Annotated in this window: 16 protein-coding genes and 1 pseudogene; 10 read left to right on the plus strand and 7 right to left on the minus strand. The window is 73.9% G+C overall.

Annotated elements, in window-relative coordinates; translation table 11 throughout:
- Positions 1-263 (minus strand): annotated as a pseudogene (locus AOJ26_RS44680) (hypothetical protein); the annotation flags it as partial.
- 316 nt (positions 264-579) lie between these two features.
- Between AOJ26_RS44680 and paaA the strand changes: the two are divergent.
- The 6 genes from paaA (at position 580) to AOJ26_RS34675 (ending at position 5,569) form a co-directional block, all read left to right on the plus strand.
- Positions 580-1,650 carry a 1,2-phenylacetyl-CoA epoxidase subunit PaaA gene (gene paaA / locus AOJ26_RS34650; RefSeq protein ID WP_053852333.1) on the plus strand — a complete coding sequence of 357 codons (1,071 nt, stop codon included), beginning with the start codon at positions 580-582 and terminating at the stop codon, positions 1,648-1,650.
- Positions 1,647-1,934 (plus strand): 1,2-phenylacetyl-CoA epoxidase subunit PaaB, encoded by a 288-nt coding sequence (gene paaB / locus AOJ26_RS34655; protein ID WP_053852334.1) that lies wholly within the window; start codon positions 1,647-1,649, stop codon positions 1,932-1,934. The genes paaA and paaB overlap by 4 nt, the downstream gene beginning before the upstream one ends.
- Positions 1,931-2,689 carry a 1,2-phenylacetyl-CoA epoxidase subunit PaaC gene (paaC, locus tag AOJ26_RS34660; protein WP_053852335.1) on the plus strand — a complete coding sequence of 253 codons (759 nt, stop codon included), beginning with the start codon at positions 1,931-1,933 and terminating at the stop codon, positions 2,687-2,689. Before paaB ends, paaC begins: the two co-directional genes overlap by 4 nt.
- Positions 2,683-3,207: a 1,2-phenylacetyl-CoA epoxidase subunit PaaD gene (gene paaD / locus AOJ26_RS34665; RefSeq protein WP_053852336.1), complete on the plus strand. Its 525-nt coding sequence runs from the start codon at positions 2,683-2,685 to the stop codon at positions 3,205-3,207. The genes paaC and paaD overlap by 7 nt, the downstream gene beginning before the upstream one ends.
- Entirely contained in the window at positions 3,207-4,265 is a 1,059-nt protein-coding gene (locus AOJ26_RS34670; RefSeq protein WP_053852337.1) for a 2Fe-2S iron-sulfur cluster-binding protein, read from the plus strand. The genes paaD and AOJ26_RS34670 overlap by 1 nt, the downstream gene beginning before the upstream one ends.
- Before the next feature lie 161 nt (positions 4,266-4,426).
- Positions 4,427-5,569, plus strand: a complete 1,143-nt coding sequence (locus AOJ26_RS34675) for an acyl-CoA dehydrogenase family protein (protein ID WP_053852338.1) — start codon at positions 4,427-4,429, stop codon at positions 5,567-5,569.
- Between the two features lie 154 nt (positions 5,570-5,723).
- On the opposite strand, the gene AOJ26_RS34680 is transcribed toward AOJ26_RS34675, so the two are convergent.
- The 6 genes from AOJ26_RS34680 to AOJ26_RS34705 form a co-directional block, all read right to left on the minus strand.
- The gene (locus AOJ26_RS34680; RefSeq protein WP_053852339.1) at positions 5,724-6,053 is read right to left on the minus strand and encodes a rhodanese-like domain-containing protein; all 330 of its coding nucleotides are present in this window, start codon (positions 6,051-6,053) and stop codon (positions 5,724-5,726) included.
- Between the two features lie 56 nt (positions 6,054-6,109).
- Entirely contained in the window at positions 6,110-6,931 is an 822-nt protein-coding gene (locus AOJ26_RS34685; protein WP_053852340.1) for a J domain-containing protein, read from the minus strand.
- Between the two features lie 156 nt (positions 6,932-7,087).
- Positions 7,088-8,587, minus strand: a complete 1,500-nt coding sequence (locus AOJ26_RS34690; protein WP_053852341.1) for a DUF2252 domain-containing protein — start codon at positions 8,585-8,587, stop codon at positions 7,088-7,090.
- An 86-nt stretch (positions 8,588-8,673) separates the two neighbouring features.
- Positions 8,674-9,126, minus strand: coding sequence for a phospholipase (locus tag AOJ26_RS34695; RefSeq protein ID WP_053852342.1), 453 nt, complete (start codon positions 9,124-9,126; stop codon positions 8,674-8,676).
- A gap of 129 nt (positions 9,127-9,255) precedes the next feature.
- On the minus strand, positions 9,256-9,870 hold the full coding sequence (locus AOJ26_RS34700) for a LuxR C-terminal-related transcriptional regulator (protein ID WP_234358747.1): 615 nt from the start codon (positions 9,868-9,870) through the stop codon (positions 9,256-9,258).
- Between the two features lie 17 nt (positions 9,871-9,887).
- The gene (locus AOJ26_RS34705; RefSeq protein WP_053852344.1) at positions 9,888-11,168 is read right to left on the minus strand and encodes a sensor histidine kinase; all 1,281 of its coding nucleotides are present in this window, start codon (positions 11,166-11,168) and stop codon (positions 9,888-9,890) included.
- 377 nt (positions 11,169-11,545) lie between these two features.
- Here AOJ26_RS34705 and AOJ26_RS34710 point away from each other — a divergent pair, with 377 nt between their 5' ends.
- The 4 genes from AOJ26_RS34710 to AOJ26_RS34725 all read left to right on the plus strand — a co-directional run bounded on the left by AOJ26_RS34710 (position 11,546) and on the right by AOJ26_RS34725 (position 17,463).
- Entirely contained in the window at positions 11,546-13,378 is a 1,833-nt protein-coding gene (locus tag AOJ26_RS34710) for an AfsR/SARP family transcriptional regulator (RefSeq protein ID WP_306300077.1), read from the plus strand.
- Between the two features lie 217 nt (positions 13,379-13,595).
- Entirely contained in the window at positions 13,596-14,111 is a 516-nt protein-coding gene (locus tag AOJ26_RS34715) for a DedA family protein (protein ID WP_053852346.1), read from the plus strand.
- A 179-nt stretch (positions 14,112-14,290) separates the two neighbouring features.
- Complete coding sequence (locus AOJ26_RS34720) at positions 14,291-15,028, plus strand: ABC transporter ATP-binding protein (protein ID WP_053852347.1); 738 nt, start codon at positions 14,291-14,293, stop codon at positions 15,026-15,028.
- Complete coding sequence (locus AOJ26_RS34725; protein WP_053852348.1) at positions 15,022-17,463, plus strand: ABC transporter permease; 2,442 nt, start codon at positions 15,022-15,024, stop codon at positions 17,461-17,463. Before AOJ26_RS34720 ends, AOJ26_RS34725 begins: the two co-directional genes overlap by 7 nt.
- Positions 17,464-17,662: the final 199 nt, after the last annotated feature.

The following is a 17,662-nucleotide window of genomic DNA, read 5'->3' on the forward strand; positions in this document are numbered from 1 at the left end:
GCCGATCCCCGTCCGCCGACGGGCGGGGCCGCCGGGGGTGAGGGCCGGCTCTTCGACGCGGGTGCCGACTCCCGCGGCTCGGTGAGCGAGTCGTCCGGCACGTCCGGCTCACCGGGCACGTCCGGCCCACCCGGCACGTCCGGTCCGCCGGAAGGCTCCGGCTCGGGGGCACCGCCCGGCTCGGGGGCACCGCCCGGTCCGTCCGGCCCGCTCGGGGCGCCCGGTCGCCGCCGGGCGTCCGAGCCTCCGTCGTACGCGTCCATTCCGCCCCGTTCCCGATTCCGGTCCGTCCACCGCCGCCCGGCCGCGGAAGGCGGCGGCGCCCCGTGGCCGGCGCCCGCACCCGCCTCGCCGCCGCGGTGGCTGCACGGCACGGTACTCAGCCCCGACCGCCCCGCACAGCCCCTTCCGAACGGCCCGGCCGTGGCCGTTCTCACTACGGCCTCGGTTTTCCACAGGCTGCCGTGTGGGTTTTCCACAGCGGTTGACACCTTACGGCGCCCGGCACACCATGGAATCGCACGAACCGAACGATCGGTCGGGAGCAGGTTCCGGCGGAGCCCAGGTCGAGGGGGCCTCATGGCGACAGCAGCCGCGCAACAGACGGCGAGCACACAGACGTACGGCGCTGCGGGCGCCGTCGGCGACACCACCGCGTACCAGAGGGTCTTCGACGCCGCGGTGGCCGCCGACGAGCGGATCGAGCCGCGTGACTGGATGCCCGACGCCTATCGCGCGACCCTGGTGCGCCAGATCGCGCAGCACGCCCACTCCGAGATCATCGGCATGCAGCCGGAGGCGAACTGGATCACGCGCGCGCCGTCCCTGCGCCGCAAGGCCATCCTGATGGCCAAGGTCCAGGACGAGGCGGGGCACGGCCTGTACCTCTACAGCGCGGCGGAGACGCTCGGCACCGGCCGCGACGAGCTCCTCGACAAGCTCCACTCCGGGCGTCAGAAGTACTCCTCGATCTTCAACTACCCCACCCTGACCTGGGCGGACGTCGGCGCCATCGGCTGGCTGGTGGACGGCGCCGCGATCACCAACCAGGTCCCCCTGTGCCGCTGCTCCTACGGCCCGTACGCGCGCGCGATGGTCCGCATCTGCAAGGAGGAGTCCTTCCACCAGCGCCAGGGGTACGAACTGCTGCTGGCCCTGAGCAAGGGCACGCCCGAGCAGCACGCCATGGCCCAGGACGCCGTGGACCGCTGGTGGTGGCCGTCCCTGATGATGTTCGGCCCGCCCGACGACGAGTCCGCGCACTCCGCGCAGTCGATGGCCTGGAAGATCAAGCGCCATTCCAACGACGAGCTGCGCCAGCGTTTCGTCGACATCTGCGTCCCCCAGGCCGAGTCCCTGGGCCTCACGCTCCCCGACCCGGAGCTGCGGTGGAACGAGGAGCGGGGGCACCACGACTTCGGCCCGATCGACTGGACGGAGTTCAAGGAGGTCCTCAAGGGCAACGGACCGTGCAACGAACAGCGGATCACCCAGCGCCGGCGGGCGCACGACGAGGGCGCCTGGGTGCGGGAGGCGGCCGCGGCCCACGCGGCGAAGCACAGCGCGGACAGGCACACGGCGGACAGGCACACGGCGGACAAGCACACGGCGGCGAAGCACACCGGCGAGACAGGAGCGGCACGCGCATGACGACCACCGACTGGCCCCTGTGGGAGGTCTTCGTGCGCTCGCGCCGCGGCCTCTCCCACACCCACGCCGGCAGCCTGCACGCCCCGGACGCCGAGCTCGCCCTGCGCAACGCACGGGACCTGTACACCCGGCGCGGCGAAGGCGTCTCGATCTGGGTGGTGCCCTCGTCCGCGGTCACGGCCTCCTCGCCCGACGAGAAGGACCCGTTCTTCGAGCCCGCCGCCGACAAGCCGTACCGGCACCCGACGTTCTACGAGATCCCGGAAGGGGTGAAGCACCTGTGACCGCGCCCGAGACGGCGGCCGGGACCGCCGCGCCCCGGTCCACCCCGGTTCCCGCGGCGGCCGCCCTCGCCCTGGGCGACGACGCGCTGGTGCTGTCGCACCGCCTCGGCGAGTGGGCGGGCCACGCCCCCGTCCTGGAGGAGGAGGTCGCCCTCGCCAACATCGCCCTCGACCTGCTCGGCCAGGCCCGGGTGCTGCTGTCCATGGCCGGTGACGAGGACGAGCTGGCGTATCTGCGCGAGGAGCGCGCCTTCCGCAACCTCCAGCTCGTGGAGCAACCGAACGGCGACTTCGCGCACACCATCGTCCGCCAGCTCTTCTTCTCCACCTACCAGCACCTGCTCCACACCGAACTGGCGGCGGGCGACGGCCCCTTCGCCCCGCTGGCCGCCAAGACCGTCAAGGAGGTCGCCTACCACCGCGACCACGCCGAGCAGTGGACCCTGCGGCTCGGCGACGGCACCGAGGAGAGCCACGCGCGGATGCGGCGGGCCTGCGCGGCGCTGTGGCGGTTCTCCGGCGAGATGTTCCAGCCGGTGGAGGGGGTGGACGTCGACGAGGAGCGTCTGGAGGCCGCCTGGCTGGCGTCCGTGGAGGACGTCCTGCGCCGGGCCACCCTGAGCGTGCCCGAAGGACCGCGCTCGGGCGCGTGGGCCGCGGGGGCGGGACGGCAGGGCCTGCACACCGAGTCCTTCGGCCGGATGCTCGCCGAGATGCAGCACCTGCACCGCAGTCACCCGGGGGCGTCATGGTGACGCTCACCCCGCTGGAGAGCGAGCTGTTCGCACTCGCCGGCTCGGTGCCCGACCCCGAACTGCCCGTGCTCACCCTGCGCGAGCTGGGTGTGCTGCGCGCGGTGCATGCCCGGGGGTCGGACTCGGTCGAGGTCGAACTGACCCCGACGTACACCGGCTGCCCGGCGATCGAGGCGATGTCCCGGGACATAGAGCGGGTGCTGCACGAGCACGGCGTGCGGGAGGTCACCGTCCGCACGGTGCTCGCGCCCGCCTGGTCGACCGACGACATCACGGCCGAAGGACGCCGCAAGCTGCGCGAGTTCGGCATAGCGCCACCGCGTGTGACGGCGGCCGGTCCGGTTCCGGTGGGACTGGGCCCGACGCGGACACGCGACGCGGAGCTCGAGGCCGTCGTGTGCCCGCACTGCGGTTCCGCCGACACCGAACTGCTCAGCCGGTTCTCCTCCACCGCGTGCAAGGCGCTGCGGCGGTGCCTGGACTGCCGTGAACCGTTCGACCACTTCAAGGAGTTGTGATGGCCCGCTTCCACCCGCTCCCGGTGGCCGCGGTCGACCGGCTCACCGACGACTCCGTGGCCCTGACCCTCACCGTGCCGCCCGAGCTGCGCGAGGAGTTCCGGCACGCCGCCGGACAGCATCTCGCCCTGCGCCGCACGGCCGACGGCAAGGAGATACGCCGGACCTACTCCATCTGCTCCCCGGCCCCGGACGGCGAGGGACCGCGCGAACTGCGGGTCGGCGTGCGGCTGGTGGAGGGCGGTGCCTTCTCGACGTACGCGCTCAAGGAGATCAACGTCGGCGACGAGCTGGAGGTGATGACGCCGGCGGGCCGGTTCACCCTCGACCCGGCGCCCGGTCTGTACGCGGCGATCGTCGGCGGCAGCGGTATCACCCCGGTGCTGTCGATCGTGTCGACACTGCTGGCGCGTGAGCCGGGGGCCCGGTTCTGTCTGATCCGCAGCGACCGTACGTCCGCGTCAACAATGTTCCTGGAGGAGGTCGCCGACCTGAAGGACCGCCACCCCGAGCGGTTCCAGCTGGTCACGGTGCTCTCCCGGGAGGAGCAGCAGGCGGGGCTGCCCTCCGGGCGGCTCGACCGGCAGCGGCTGACCGGGCTGCTGCCCGCGCTGCTGCCGGTGGACCGGGTGGCGGGGTGGTTCCTGTGCGGGCCGTTCGGACTGGTGCAGGGGGCGGAGCGGGCGTTGCGTGAGCTCGGGGTCGCCCGTGCCCGGATCCACGAGGAGATCTTCCACGTGGACGCGGGGGCCGCCCCGGTGCAGCCGGTTCCCGCGCCCGCGCACAGCACGGTGACCGCCCGGCTGGACGGACGCGCCGGGAGCTGGCCCGTCCAGGACGGCGAGTCGCTGCTGGAGACGGTGCTGCGCAACCGGTCCGACGCGCCTTACGCCTGCAAGGGCGGGGTGTGCGGAACCTGCCGGGCCTTCCTGGTGTCCGGGGAGGTGCGCATGGAGCGCAACTTCGCGCTGGAGCCGGAGGAGACCGAGGCGGGCTATGTGCTGGCGTGCCAGTCCCATCCGGTGACGGAGAAGGTGGAGCTGGACTTCGACAGGTGAGGGGCTGCCGGAACCCCGACTGTCGGAGAACACCCAAAGCCGGCTGACCCCCTCGTCCGCTGCCCGTTCCCTTCTTCTAGAACCTGTTCTATCTTGACGGACCGTCAGATCGAGCTCGATCTGCCGACCCCATCTGCCGATCCGTCGGAAGGACAGGGACCGTGGACTTCACCTTCAGTGAGGAGCAGCAGGCGGCGGCCGAGGCGGCGCGGGGGGTGTTCGCCGGCGTCGCGCCGGACGCGGTGCCGTCTCCGGCGCTGACCACGGGTGCTGTGGCCGACGAGTTCGACCGCGCCCTGTGGGCCAGGCTCGCCGACGCGGACCTGCTGAGCCTGCTGTCGGATCAGGAGTACGGCGGGGCGGGGCTGGACGCCGTCGCCCTGTGCCTGGTGCTGCGCGAGTCGGCGAAGGTGCTGGCGCGGGTTCCCCTGCTGGAGAACAGCGCGGCCATGGCGGCCGTACAGGCCTACGGCGGCCCGGAGTTGAGGGGGGCGCTGCTGGAGCGGGCCGGGCGCGGGGAGATCGTGCTGACCGTCGCCTCGAGCGGCCGCACCGGGCATGATCCGGCCGAACTCGCCGTCACCGCGCGGCGGGAGGAGGGGGAGGAGGCCGGCTGGATCCTGGACGGGGTGCAGACGGCGGTGCCGTGGGCGTACGACGCGGACTTCGTCGTCGTACCGGCGCACACGGCCGGGGGCCGGACCGTGCTCGCGCTGGTGCCCCGGGTCCATGAGGGGGTCGCGCTCGGCGAGCAGTTCTCCACCAGCGGGGAGCGGCTGGGCGAGCTGCGGCTGGAGTCGGTGGGGATCGCCGCCCGGGACGTGATCGACGTCGAGGGCGCGTGGGAGTGGCTGCGGGACCTGCTGACCACGGGGACCTGTGCGCTGGCGCTCGGACTGAGCGAGCGGGTGCTGCGGATGACCAGCGAGTACACCGGTCAGCGGGTGCAGTTCGGGTTCCCGGTCGCCACCTTCCAGGCGGTGGCGGTGCAGGCCGCCGACCGTTACATCGACCTGCGCGCGATGGAGGTCACGCTGTGGCAGGCCGCCTGGCGGCTCGCCTCGGGGGCGCGGGGGGCGCTGCCGGTCGCGGGGGACGTGGCCGTGGCGAAGATCTGGGCGTCGGAGGGGGTACGGCGGGTGGTGCAGACGGCACAGCATCTGCACGGCGGATTCGGCGCCGATGTCGACTACCCGCTGCACCGGTACCACGCCTGGGCCAAGCACCTGGAGCTGTCGCTCGGTCCGGCGGCGGCGCACGAGGAGGCGCTGGGGGAGCTGCTGGCGGCGCATCCCCTGGGCTGAGACGGCGTTGCGGTGCCCCGCCCGGCGGCCGGCCGACGAGCGGGCCCACCGCGCAAGCCGTCACGACCGGAACCCCGGGGTGGCGGGAACGGCTGAGCGCCCGCCACCCGGGCCCGCCGCAGACCGGGGACCGCGGGCCGCGGATCGCGGATCGCTAGAGCACGAAGCCCGGCCGGCCGTCGTCGGTCACCACGGGGCGGCCCGCCTCGGCCCACGACTGCATCCCGCCGTCGACGTTCGCGGCGTCGACGCCCTGCTGGGCCAGGTACATGGTGACCTGGGCCGAGCGGCCGCCGGACCGGCAGATCACATGGACGCGGGCGTCCTGCGGGGCGGCCTCGGTCAGCTCGCCGTAGCGGGCCACGAACTCACTGATGGGGATGTGCAGCGCCCCTTCGGCATGACCGGCCTGCCACTCGTCGTCCTCCCGGACGTCCAGCAGGAAATCGTCGTCCTTGAGGTCCGTGACCTGGACCGTGGGCACACCAGCACCGAAATTCATGAGGCCGACGCTACCCGACGTCCCGGGGGCGCGGCCGGTCACTCCTGCGCGAGCAGCTCCGCGAGCTCCGCCTCGCGCGTGGAGACGTCGGCCAGGAGCTTCTCGGCGATCTCCTCCAGGAGGCGGTCCGGGTCGTCCGGTGCCATCCGGAGCATCGAACCGATCGCGCTCTCCTCCAGCTCCCGGGCGACCACCGTCAGCAGTTCCTTGCGCTGGGCGAGCCATTCGAGGCGGGCGTAGAGCTCATCGCTGGGGGTGGGGCCCTGCTCCGGCGGCTTGGGACCGGCGGCCCACTCCTCGGACAGTTCGCGCAGGAGGGGTTCGTCGCCGCGGGAGTAGGCGCCGTTGACCCGGGTGATGAACTCCTCGCGGCGCGCCCGCTCGGTGTCGTCCTGGGCCAGGTCCGGGTGGGCCTTGCGGGCGAGCTCACGGTAGAGCTTGCGCGCCTCGTCGCTGGGACGCACCCGCTGCGGGGGCCGCACCGGCTGGTCGGTGAGCATCGCGGCGGCCTCCGGGAACAGGCCCTCCCCGTCCATCCAGCCGTGGAACAGCTCCTCGACGCCGGGCATCGGCAGCACGCGGGCCCGGGCCTCCTCCGCCCTGCGCAGGTCCTCGGGGTCGCCGCTGCGGGCGGCCCGGATCTCCGCGATCTGCGCGTCCAGCTCGTCGAGGCGGGTGTACATGGGGCCGAGCTTCTGGTGGTGCAGGCGGGAGAAGTTCTCCACCTCGATGCGGAAGGTCTCCACCGCGATCTCGTACTCGATGAGCGCCTGCTCCGCGGCCCGCACGGCCCGCTCCAGCCGCGCGGTGCCTGCGTCTGCGGCGGCGGTGCCGTGGGGGTCGGTCTCCGGGGACGTCATCCGGACAGCGTAACCGTGTCGGAGCGAGGGGGGCGCGGTACGGGGTGCCGGGTCAGGTGGTCGGGCGGGTGCGGGTGGCGTCGGGGCTGGTCGCGCGGTTCCCCGCGCCCCTGGGGTGAGTGCAGCAGCGCCTGCCCAAGGGGCCCCGTGGCCTCCTCACACCCCCGTCTCCGCCGCCACCCTCCCCGTGCGGACCGCCGTCACCAGTTCGGCGTGGTCCGCCTCCGTGCGGTCGGCGTAGGTGACGGCGAAGGTGGCGACGGCCTCGTCGAGCTCGTCGTTCTTGCCGCAGTAGCCGGCGATGAGGCGAGGGTCGGCGCTGTGCGAGTGGGCGCGGGCGAGGAGGGCGCCGGTCATCCGGCCGTAGTCGTCTATCTGGTCGGCGGAGAGGGCGGCCGGGTCGACGCTGCCCTTGCGGTTGCGGAACTGGCGGACCTGGAAGGGGCGGCCCTCGACGGTCGTCCAGCCCAGCAGGCTGTCGCTGACCACCTGCATCCGCTTCTGCCCGAGGACCACCCGGCGGCCCTCGTGGTCGACCGACGGGGCGTCGAAGCCCGCGGTGGCCAGGTGCGGCAGGAGGGCCGAGGCCCGCGCCTCCTTGACCTGGAGGACCAGCGGTTCGCCGCGGTGGTCCAGCAGCAGCACGACGTAGGAGCGGGTGCCGACGCTGCCGGTGCCGACGACGCGGAACGCCACGTCGTGCACCGCGTGCCGGGCCAGCAGCGGGTGGCGGTCCTCGGAGAGCGTGGTCAGGTAGTGCTCCAGCGAGGCGGCCACCGCCGCGGCCTCCTCGTCGGGCACCCGGCGCAGCACCGGCGGGGCGTCCACGAAGCGCCGGCCGCCGTCCTCCGTGAGCTCCGTGGAGCGTGCCGCGAAGCGCCCGCTGGTGTTGGCGCGCGCCTTCGCGGAGACCCGCTCCAGGGTGCCGACCAGGTCGTGGGCGTCGGTGTGCGAGACGAGTTCCTCGTCGGCGATGGCGTTCCACGCGTCCAGCACCGGGAGCTTGGCGAGCAGCCGCATGGTGCGCCGGTAGGCGCCCACCGCCCCGTGCGCCGCCGCGCGGCAGGTGTCCTCGTCGGCGCCGGTCTCCCGGCCCGCGAGGACCAGGGAGGCGGCGAGCCGCTTGAGGTCCCACTCCCAGGGGCCGTGGACCGTCTCGTCGAAGTCGTTCAGGTCGATGACCAGGCCGCCGCGGGCGTCGCCGTACAGGCCGAAGTTCGCCGCGTGCGCGTCGCCGCAGATCTGGGCGCGGATCCTGGTCATCGGGGTGCGGGCGAGGTCGTACGCCATGAGGCCGGCCGAGCCGCGCAGGAACGCGAACGGTGTGGCCGCCATCCGGCCCACCCGTATCGGTGTGAGCTCGGGCAGGCGGCCCCGGTTCGACTCCTCCACCGCGTCGACCGCGCCGGGCCGGGCGATGTCGAGGTCGAGCGCCGCGTGGGCACTGCGCGGGACGCTCTCCCGCAGCGCCTTGCCCTTCTTCTTGGGCGAGCCCTCGACGGGCCACCGGGCGAAGCCGCGCACAAGGGGCCGCCGGGCCCCGGCCGACGCGTCGGGGGACGTGCCGGCCGACGCCCCGTTCGCCCGCGCCCCGGCCGTGGTCTCCGCTTCGGCTTCGGTCACCGCGACCGCCTCCCCCGTGTCTCGCAGGATCATCAACTCGTGCCGACCGTACAACCACCAGCCGAAACGCGTCAGACCCTGTGGACAACCCCACGGTGGCGCACAGGCCGTCCCGGTGCTCAGCCCAGCTTGTCGACCGCCTGGTAGTACGTCCACGCGGTCGCGTCGCACGACGCCTTCTTCACGCCCGAGTACGTGGCGCACACGCGCTTGAGGTCGGCGTAGAAGGCGTTGTCCAGGCGGGCCTTGTTGGCGTCGAAGGTGCCGGCCGCCTCGTAGTTGCCGTAGCCGAAGTCATGACGGACGCAGGCGTTCGCGAACGGGAAGCCGAAGGGGTTGTCGGGGGAGGTCGTGCAGGAGTCGGTCGACCAGTCGAAGCCGTACGCGCTCCAGGCGCCCTGGTTGGCGCGGGCCGCGAAGAAGGCGTTGTAGCTGCTCGCGTCGGTCTGGGTCCAGCTGCTGAGCACGGCGGCCTTGTCGGCGGGGGCGGCCTGGGCGGTGGAGGCCGGCACCAGGACGGCGGTCACGGCGAGGGCGGCGGTGAACAGAGGCGCGGCGAGACGACTGCGCATGGGCTCTTCCTCCGGGCACGGGGACGCCCCGGCGGGGATTCGCCGGGGCGTGGCCCAGAAGACGTGGAGGCTCTATGCCGTCTGCATGCCGCAGCTATACGTGGCGGACCGGGCCCGGACCTGACTTGGTCACGCCCGCAAATACGCCAGGACCGCCAGCACCCGCCGGTGGGTCTCGTCCGCCGGTGGCAGGTCCAGCTTCGTCAGGATGCCGCCGATGTGCTTGCCCACCGCGGCCTCGGAGACGACGAGTTCGCGGGCGATGGCGCCGTTGGACTTGCCCTCCGCTATCAGCGCCAGCACCTCCCGCTCGCGCGGGGTGAGCCGCTCCAGCGGATCGCGTCGCCGGCGCAGCAACTGCCGTACGACCTCGGGGTCCACGACCGTGCCGCCGTCGGCGACCTCGGCGAGCGCGTCGACGAACTCCTCGACCTGGCCGACACGGTCCTTGAGCAGGTAGCCGACGCCCGTGCCGTCGCCGGAGTCGAGGAGTTCGGAGGCGTACGTCCGCTGCACGTACTGGCTGAGCACCAGCACCGGCAGGGCCGGGCGGCTCTCCCGCAGGCGGACCGCCGCGTGCAGGCCCTCGTCCTGGAAGCCGGGCGGCATGCGGACGTCGGTGACCACGATGTCCGGGCCGTGCTCCTCGACCGCCGCGATCAGCGCCTGGGCGTCGCCGACGGCCGCCACGACCTCGTGGCCGCAGCGGCCGAGCAGGCCTATGAGGCCCTCGCGCAGCAGCACGCTGTCCTCGGCCAGGACTACGCGAAGCGATCGGCCGCCTCGCTCAACTCGGTCACCTCGCAAGGGAACTCCACACGCAATAGGGTCGGTCCGCCCGGCGGGCTGGACAGGGAGAGTCTGCCATCCAGGACGGACACCCGGTCCGCGAGTCCGGTCAGTCCGCTGCCCGCCGAGGCGTCGGCGCCGCCGCGGCCGTCGTCGCGCACCTCGAGGACCAGCCGCCCGCCCGAGTACCCGCCGCGCACCTGGGCGCGGCTCGCCCCGCTGTGCTTGGCGATGTTGGCGAGGGCCTCGCAGACCACGAAGTACGCGGCCGCCTCCACCGCCTGTTCGAACCGTCCCGGCAGCGGGAGGTCCACGTCGACGGGGACCACGGAGCGGTCGGCGGCGTCGGCCACGGCCGCCCCGAGGCCGTAGTCCGCCAGCACCTTCGGGTGGATGCCGTGGATGAGTTCGCGCAGTTCCGCGAGGGCCTTGCCGGCCTCGTCGTGGGCCTTGGCGAGCTGGTCGGCGAGGGGTCCCGGCGGGGCGTCGAGACGGGCCAGGCCCAGGGTCATCGTCAGGGCGACCAGGCGCTGCTGGGCGCCGTCGTGCAGATCGCGTTCGATGCGCCGGCGCTCCGCCTCGAAGGCGTCCACCAACCGCACCCGGGAGCGGCTGAGTTCGACGACCCGGGCGCCCAGGTCGCCGTCCCGGTCGGCGATCAGCAGCCGGGTCAGTTCGGCGCGGGCACCGGCCGCGACGCCGAGGACGTAGGCGCCGAGGGCCAGCAGCAGCAGGCCGAGCACGGCGACCCCGAAGGCCGTCGGCCAGGTGGTGACCGTCCACTGCTTGAGCACCTTCGCCTCACGGCCCTCGCCGACGGTGGCCATGAGCAGCGGGGTGGCGGCCATGGAGACCGGGAAGAGCAGCGCGACCGTGAACACCAGCGCGTCCAGCGGCCACAGCAGACCGGCGAAGAGCACGGTGTACGCGAGCTCCCGCCAGGTGACCTGTTCCTTCAGCCGGGTCGTCAGCCAGGACACCAGTCCCTCGGCGGGCGGCGGCTGGTGCGGGTCCGGTGCCGGGTCGAGGTCGACCAGGCCGAGCCTGCGCCGTTCCACCCAGGCCACCGGCAGGCCGGCGAGGGCCAGCACGACGAGCAGCGGCAGCCCGACGAGCACTATGGCCAGCGCCCCGCCGACGGCCGCCAGCGTCACCAGCCCGAGCAGGGCGAGGACACCGGTGACCGCGCCGGTCAGCAGGTAGCAGACCGAGCGCCAGGGCCACGCCGACAGCAGGAAGCCCGGCCGGGACATGGCCTGCCACACATTCCGAGGGTGCATGGGATCACCGTAGAAGGGCGGCCGGGCGGCCTGCCATGGGTCCAGGGCCCGGCACCCGGGGTAGGGCCAGCCCTACCCCGGGTGCCGGGAGCGACGGGATCCGGCCAGGTCAGCGCGGGGGCGCGGGTCCGCCGCAGGGCCGCGCGGGACGTCGTACGACGATCTCGGCCGCCCCACGACGGGTCACGGGCGGCCGCTCGCAGGCTCTTGCCACGGCAGCCTGCTGCCAAATTGAAGGCACAATTCCGCCAACGTGCGGTGCGAACAATGGCCAAAGGACAACGCTTCGGCGTTCCGCGCCGGCCGGGCCGCTCCACGGGCCGTGGCCGCACGAGATGGGGGAGTCACACGTGGAATTCCAGCTTCTCGGACCGGTGGAGGCGAGAGAGGGGGCCCGGCGCATCGCGCTGTCCGGCTCCAAGGTGCACACCGTTCTCGCCGTACTGCTGCTCGCCCGGGGACGGGTGGTGAGCGACGGACGGCTGAGCGAACTGCTGTGGGGGTGGAGTCCGCCCGCCACCATGAACGCGCAGATCTACACCTACATATCCCGGCTGCGAAAACTGCTGGGCCCCGGTGTCGACCTGGTCCGGCGCCAGCCCGGCTACCAGTTGACGGCGGCCGGCGCCCATGTCGACGTCCTGGAGTACGAGCGGCTGGACCGGCTGGGCCGGCGGGCGCTGGAGGAGCGGCGGTTCGAGGACGCGGCCGAGACCCTGCGGCAAGCGCTGGAGCTGTGGCGGGGCCCGGCGCTGGCCAATGTGACGCCCCATCTGGCCGAGGCGGAGCTGCCGCGCCTGGAGGAGGCCCGCACCAGCACCCTGGAGCACCGCATCGAGGCGGACCTGACCCTGGGCCGGCACCAGCGGGTCGTCTCCGAACTGACCGGGTTGGTCGCCGAGTTCCCGGTACGGGAGCGGCTGCGCGCCCAGTTGATGACGTCCCTGTACCGGTGCGGGCGGCAGGCCGAGGCGCTGCGGGTCTTCCACGAGGGGCGCGGGGTGCTCGCCGAGGAACTCGGGGTGGACCCGGGGCCCGACCTGACGGCCACCTACCAGGCGGTGCTCAGCGGGGAGTTGAGCCTGCTCCCGCAGCCGCCCGCCGGCGGGCCGGTGTCCGTGGTGTCGCCGCCCGTCATGGTGCCGCCCGCGACCGCCGACTTCACCGGCCGGCAGGGCGAGTTCGCCGAGCTGTGCGCGCGGCTGGCGCCGGCGGGCCGCTCCTCGGCCTTCCGCCCGCGGCGGCTGCTGATCACCGGGATGGCCGGGGTCGGCAAGACCGCCCTCGCCCTCCAGGTGGCGCACGCCGTGGCCGGGGAGTTCCCCGACGGGCTGCTGCACGCCCGGCTGCGGAACGAGGACGGCACGGTCAAGGACTCCGCCGAGGTGCTCGTACGGCTGCTGCGGGCGCTCGGGGAACGCAGCGAGGACATGGCGGCGCCGGACGCCCCGGACCGGCTGGACGACCTCATCCACCGCTATCGCACCCGGACGGCGGGCCGCAGGCTCCTGATCCTGCTGGACGACGCGGCCAACGAGCTCCAGCTCGACGCACTGCTGCCGGCCACCACGGACGCGGCGGTGCTGGTGACGAGCCGCAACCGGCTCACGGCCGTGCCCGGTTCACGCACCGTCGTGCTGGAGCCGATGAGGTCCTCGGACTCCCTCGCGCTGCTCGCGGCGATCGCCGGGAACAGCCGGATCGTGGTCGAGCCGGAGGCGGCCGACGTGATCGTGCGGGCCTGCGCCGGGCTGCCGCTGGCATTGCGCGCCGCCGGGATACGGCTCGCCGCCCGGCCGCACCGGCCGGCGGCCCGGCTGGCCCGGCGGCTCGCCGACCCCGCGCTGCGCCTCGGCGAGCTGCGCACCGGCGACCTGGACGTGAGCCGCGTCCTCGGGTCGGCGCTGCGGTCCCGGCCGCACGGTGAGCGGGACCTCGCGGGTGCGCTGGCGTCGCCCGCCGGCGGCACGTTCACCGCGGCCGAGGCCGGGGTGGAGGCCGGGCTGTCCGAGGACACGGCCGAGGAACTGCTGGAACGGCTGGTCGAGGGCGCGCTGCTGGAGATGGCGGGCATCGACGCGGAGGGCCGTCCGCGGTACCGCTTCCACGAACTGGTCCGCCTGGCGGCGGTGACCGAGACCGCCGGCACGAGCTCCGACAGGCGGCTGACGGCGACGGGCTGAGCCTGCTCCCGCGCCCGTCGGGGCGCCCGCTGGGCGAGTTGACCCGCTCCCCCGCGGTGACCCCCACCGTGACCTCCACGGGAAGCTCCCGGTGAGCCCGCCCGAGCCCGGTGGGTATGCCCAGCCCTACCCCAAGTCTCGTCCCTGCCGCACTGCGCCCGAGGGTCCCCACGCGGTTTCGTGGAGTCACCGTGAGGACGAGAGAGGCGGCACCCGGATGACGGCTTGGCTGGCGGAGCAGATGGCGGCGCACGGCGGTGTCGGCATCCTCGCCGTGGTGCTGCTGCTGCCCGCGCTGGAGGCGGCCCTGCCGGTGATCGGCGTGCTGCTGCCGGGGCAGACGGCGGTCGTGCTGGGCGGGATGCTCGCCTGGCAGGGCCACGTGACGGTCGAGGCGGCGCTGCTCACCGCGCTGACCGGGGCGGTCCTCGGCAACCTGGCCGGATACGCGGTCGGGCGGCGCTGGACCGGCCGGGTGCTGGCACCGCTCAAGGCCCGGGCGAGCCGGCGCCGGTACACCGAGCGGGCCCTCGGGCTCATCGAACGCCGGGGCGCCGGCGCGGTGTTCGTCGGCCGCTTCACCGCGGTGCTGCGGACCCTGGTGCCGACCCTGTGCGGCGCGCTGCGCATGCCCCTGCGCCGCTATCTGCTGTGGTCCGTGGTCAGCAGCGCGGTGTGGGCCCCCGCGTTCGTGCTCATCGGCTACGTCATCGGCCCCGCCGGACCCGGGTGACAGCGCCCCGGCGGCGGCCCGCGCAGCCTCTTGCCACGGCAGCCACCTGCCACGCGCAACACCGGACCCGGCGCCCCGGCCCCGCCCACAATGGCCGTGCCGGCGCCGGCTCCCCGAGCCCCGAACCCTCCGTCCCGCCCAGGCGCGCGGGAGGACCGACACCGAACGAGTTGGGACAGATGAACAACGACGCCATCCAGTTGCGTTCCGTCAGCAGGAGCTACGGGTCGGGCGACAGCGCCGTGACGGCCCTCGACCAGGTCTCCCTCTCCTTCCCGCGGGCCACCTTCACCGCCGTCATGGGCCCCTCCGGTTCCGGCAAGTCGACCCTGCTGCAGTGCGCCGCGGGACTGGACCGGCCCACCTCGGGTTCGGTCTCGGTGGGCGGCACCGAGCTGACCAAGCTCAGTGAGACCAAGCTGACGCTGCTGCGCCGCGAGCGCATCGGGTTCGTCTTCCAGGCGTTCAACCTGCTGCCCTCGCTGACCGCCGAGCAGAACGTCGCCCTGCCGCTGCGCCTGGCCGGCAAGCGGGTCGCGAAGGCCCGGGTCCGCGAGGTGCTCCAGCAGGTCGGTCTCGGCGACCGCGCCCGGCACCGGCCGACCGAGATGTCCGGCGGCCAGCAGCAGCGCGTCGCCCTGGCCCGCGCGCTGATCACCCGCCCCGAGGTCCTGTTCGGCGACGAGCCGACCGGCGCCCTGGACTCGCAGACCAGCCGTGAGGTGCTGGCCCTGCTGCGCTCCATGGTCGACCGCGAGGGCCAGACGATCATCATGGTCACCCACGACCCGGTGGCCGCCTCCTACGCCGACCGCGTGGTCTTCCTCGTCGACGGCCGCGTCAACGGCGAGCTGGTCGGCGCGAGCGCGGACGACATCGCCGCACGCATGACCAAGCTGGAGGCCGTGCCGTGCTGAGCGTCGCCCTGCGCACCCTGCGCACCCGCTGGGTCACCTTCGTCGGCAGCTTCGTCGCGCTCTCGCTGGGTGTCGCCCTGCTCGCGGTGATGGGTCTGGCCCTCGCCTCCTCCCTGGACGCGCCGGAGCGGCAGCCGGAGCGGTTCGCCACGGCACCGGTCGTCGTCCAGGGGCAGGACACCCTGTCGGTGCCGACCTCGATCGGCGATCGCACCCAGAAGCTCGCCCACCCGCGCGCGGTGCCCGAGGAGACCGTGGAGCGCCTGCGGCGGCTCGGCCCGGTCGTCGAGGACCGGTCCTTCCCGGTGCGGGCCGCGAAGGGCCCCGGCGACCTGGTCGGGCACCCCTGGTCCACGGCCGCCTTCGCGCCGTACGCGATCGACGCGGGCCGTGCTCCGCGCGCTGCCGGCGAGGTCGTCGTCAGCGGCGACTGGGCGCGGCCCGGTGAGCGCGTCAGGACCGACCGCGGCACCGTGACGGTGGTCGGCACCGTCGCCTCGCGCGGCTTCGAGGACGCCGTCTTCTGGACCGACGCCCAGGCCGCCGGACTGGCGCCGAAGAGCACGCAGTTGGTGGTCAGGGCGGACGCGGCGGAGGTCCGCGCGGCCGTCGCCGGCCAGGACCTCCAGGTCCTCACCGGCACCGACCGCCGTCTCGCCGACGCCGATCCGGACCGCGACAGCGAGGCGCTCACAGCGATGAACGCCATGTTCGGCACGGCCGGCGGGGTCACCGCGTTCGTGTCGGTGTTCGTGGTGGCGTCGACGTTCGCCTTCGCGGTCGCCCAGCGGCGCCGGGAGTTCGGTCTGCTGCGCACGGCGGGCGCCACCCCCGGCCAGGTCCGGCGGATGGTGTTCGCGGAGGCCCTGGTGGTCGGCGTGCTGGCGTCGGCGGCGGGCTGTGTGCTCGGCGCGTACGGCGCCCCGAAGCTGGCCGCGTGGGTGGTCGACGGCGGTCTCGCTCCTCAGTGGTTCACCATCGGCGACTTCACCTGGCCGTACCACATGGCCTTCTGGACCGGTCTGCTCGTCGCGCTGCTCGGCGTGATCGCCGCGTCCTGGCGGGCCGGCCGCACCGGGCCCACCCAGGCGCTGCGCGAGGCCTCCGTGGACACCAAGGCGATGACGTGGGGCCGCTGGCTGTTCGGGGCCGGGCTGCTGCTGACCGCGGCGGTGACGCTGGGGCTCGCCCTGGTCTCCGACCCCGGCGAGCTGCTGCACCGCAAGACGTATGTGAGCCGTCCGATGCTGCTGATCACCGCGATCGCGCTGCTCGCGCCGATCCTGGTGCGGCCGCTCACCCGGCTGATCGCCTGGCTGCCGGCCCAACTGCCCGGTGCGGGCGGGATGCTGGTGCGGGAGAACGCGGCCGCGGGCATCCGCCGCACGGCGGCCGTCGCCGCCCCCGTCCTGGTCACCGTGGCCCTCGCGGGCTCGCTGCTGGGCGCCACGGCCACGCTGAACGAGGCGAAGGCCACCGAGACCCGTGAGCAGACGGCGGCCTCCTTCGTCGTCACCCCGGCCGGGGACGCCGGGTTCGACGCGGGCACCGTGCGGAAGCTCAGGGCGGTCAAGGGCGCCGTGGTCTCGGCCACCTCGTCGAGTGCCGTGTACGTCCTGGAGGAGGGGGTGGCCCTCATCAAGTCCGAGGCCCGCGCGGCGGAGGCGGGCCCACTCGCCGCAACCGTGCACTTGCCGCTGGCCGCCGGGAAGGTGACCGACCTCGACGACGGCTCGATCATCGTCAACGAGGAGTGGGAGAAGCACACCGTCGGTCAGCGCGTCGACGTGTGGCTCGGGGACGGCACGAAGAAGTCGCTGCGGATCGCCGCGGTGATGACGACCGGCACCGGCAACAACGGCGCCTACGTCACCCCCGCCAACGCCCCCGGCGCGAGCGTCGACCGCGTCGACGTGACCGTGGCCGACGGTGGTGACCGGGCCGCCGTGGCCGCCGCGCTCGCCGAGACGGGCGGGCACGTCTTCACCAAGGACCAGTGGGTGCGGGCCAGTTACCCCGAGACCAACCGGACCACCCGGTACGGCTTCATGCTGGTCCTCGGGATCGCTCTTCTCTATACCGGGATCTCCCTGGCCAACACGATGGTCATGGCGACTTCCGACCGGGTGCGCGACCTGGCCGTGCTGCGGCTGGCCGGGGCCACCCAGTGGCAGGTGCTGCGGCTGGTCGCCGGCGAGGCCCTGATGGTCGTCGTGGTCGGCGGAGTGCTCGGACTCCTGGTCGCCGGACTCAACCTGGCGGGCATGTGGAGCGCGCTCGGTCTGCTGTCGGTGTGGAGCCCGGTGGAGATGCCGTGGGCGGAGCTCGGGGTGACCGTGGGGGCGTGTGCCGTGCTCGCGGTGGTGTTCTCCGTGGCCCCGGCCGGGCTGGCCATGCGGCGCCGGGCGGTGGAACTGGCCGGCATGCGGGAGTGACCCCTTGACCGGCGCCGATCGGTACCTCCCCCGTCCCGGTCGGCGCCACCCCGCTCGCGGGCCCACCCCGGGGCCCCCGGGCGGAACGACGGCCGGACCGCCTCTCGCAGGGCGGCCCGGCCGTCGTGTTGCACCGACCGGCCGTCCGCTGCGGCCGTCCGGGGCATGTTTCACGTGAAACGACGGCCGGTCGCCCCCG

The organism is Streptomyces sp. NRRL B-24085 (genome assembly GCF_001282115.1).
In the GTDB taxonomy this organism is placed as follows: Bacteria; Actinomycetota; Actinomycetes; order Streptomycetales; family Streptomycetaceae; genus Streptomyces.

Coding starts and splice junctions, on each gene's coding strand:
- AOJ26_RS34670 (WP_053852337.1), top strand. CDS start 3,207: ATGGCCCGCTTCCACCCGCTCCCGGTGGCCGCGGTCGACCGGCTCACC.
- paaD (WP_053852336.1), top strand. CDS start 2,683: ATGGTGACGCTCACCCCGCTGGAGAGCGAGCTGTTCGCACTCGCCGGC.
- AOJ26_RS34715 (WP_053852346.1), top strand. CDS start 13,596: ATGACGGCTTGGCTGGCGGAGCAGATGGCGGCGCACGGCGGTGTCGGC.
- paaA (WP_053852333.1), top strand. CDS start 580: ATGGCGACAGCAGCCGCGCAACAGACGGCGAGCACACAGACGTACGGC.
- AOJ26_RS34695 (WP_053852342.1), bottom strand. CDS start 9,126: ATGCGCAGTCGTCTCGCCGCGCCTCTGTTCACCGCCGCCCTCGCCGTG.
- AOJ26_RS34690 (WP_053852341.1), bottom strand. CDS start 8,587: ATGATCCTGCGAGACACGGGGGAGGCGGTCGCGGTGACCGAAGCCGAA.
- AOJ26_RS34705 (WP_053852344.1), bottom strand. CDS start 11,168: ATGTCCCGGCCGGGCTTCCTGCTGTCGGCGTGGCCCTGGCGCTCGGTC.
- AOJ26_RS34720 (WP_053852347.1), top strand. CDS start 14,291: ATGAACAACGACGCCATCCAGTTGCGTTCCGTCAGCAGGAGCTACGGG.
- AOJ26_RS34685 (WP_053852340.1), bottom strand. CDS start 6,931: ATGACGTCCCCGGAGACCGACCCCCACGGCACCGCCGCCGCAGACGCA.
- paaB (WP_053852334.1), top strand. CDS start 1,647: ATGACGACCACCGACTGGCCCCTGTGGGAGGTCTTCGTGCGCTCGCGC.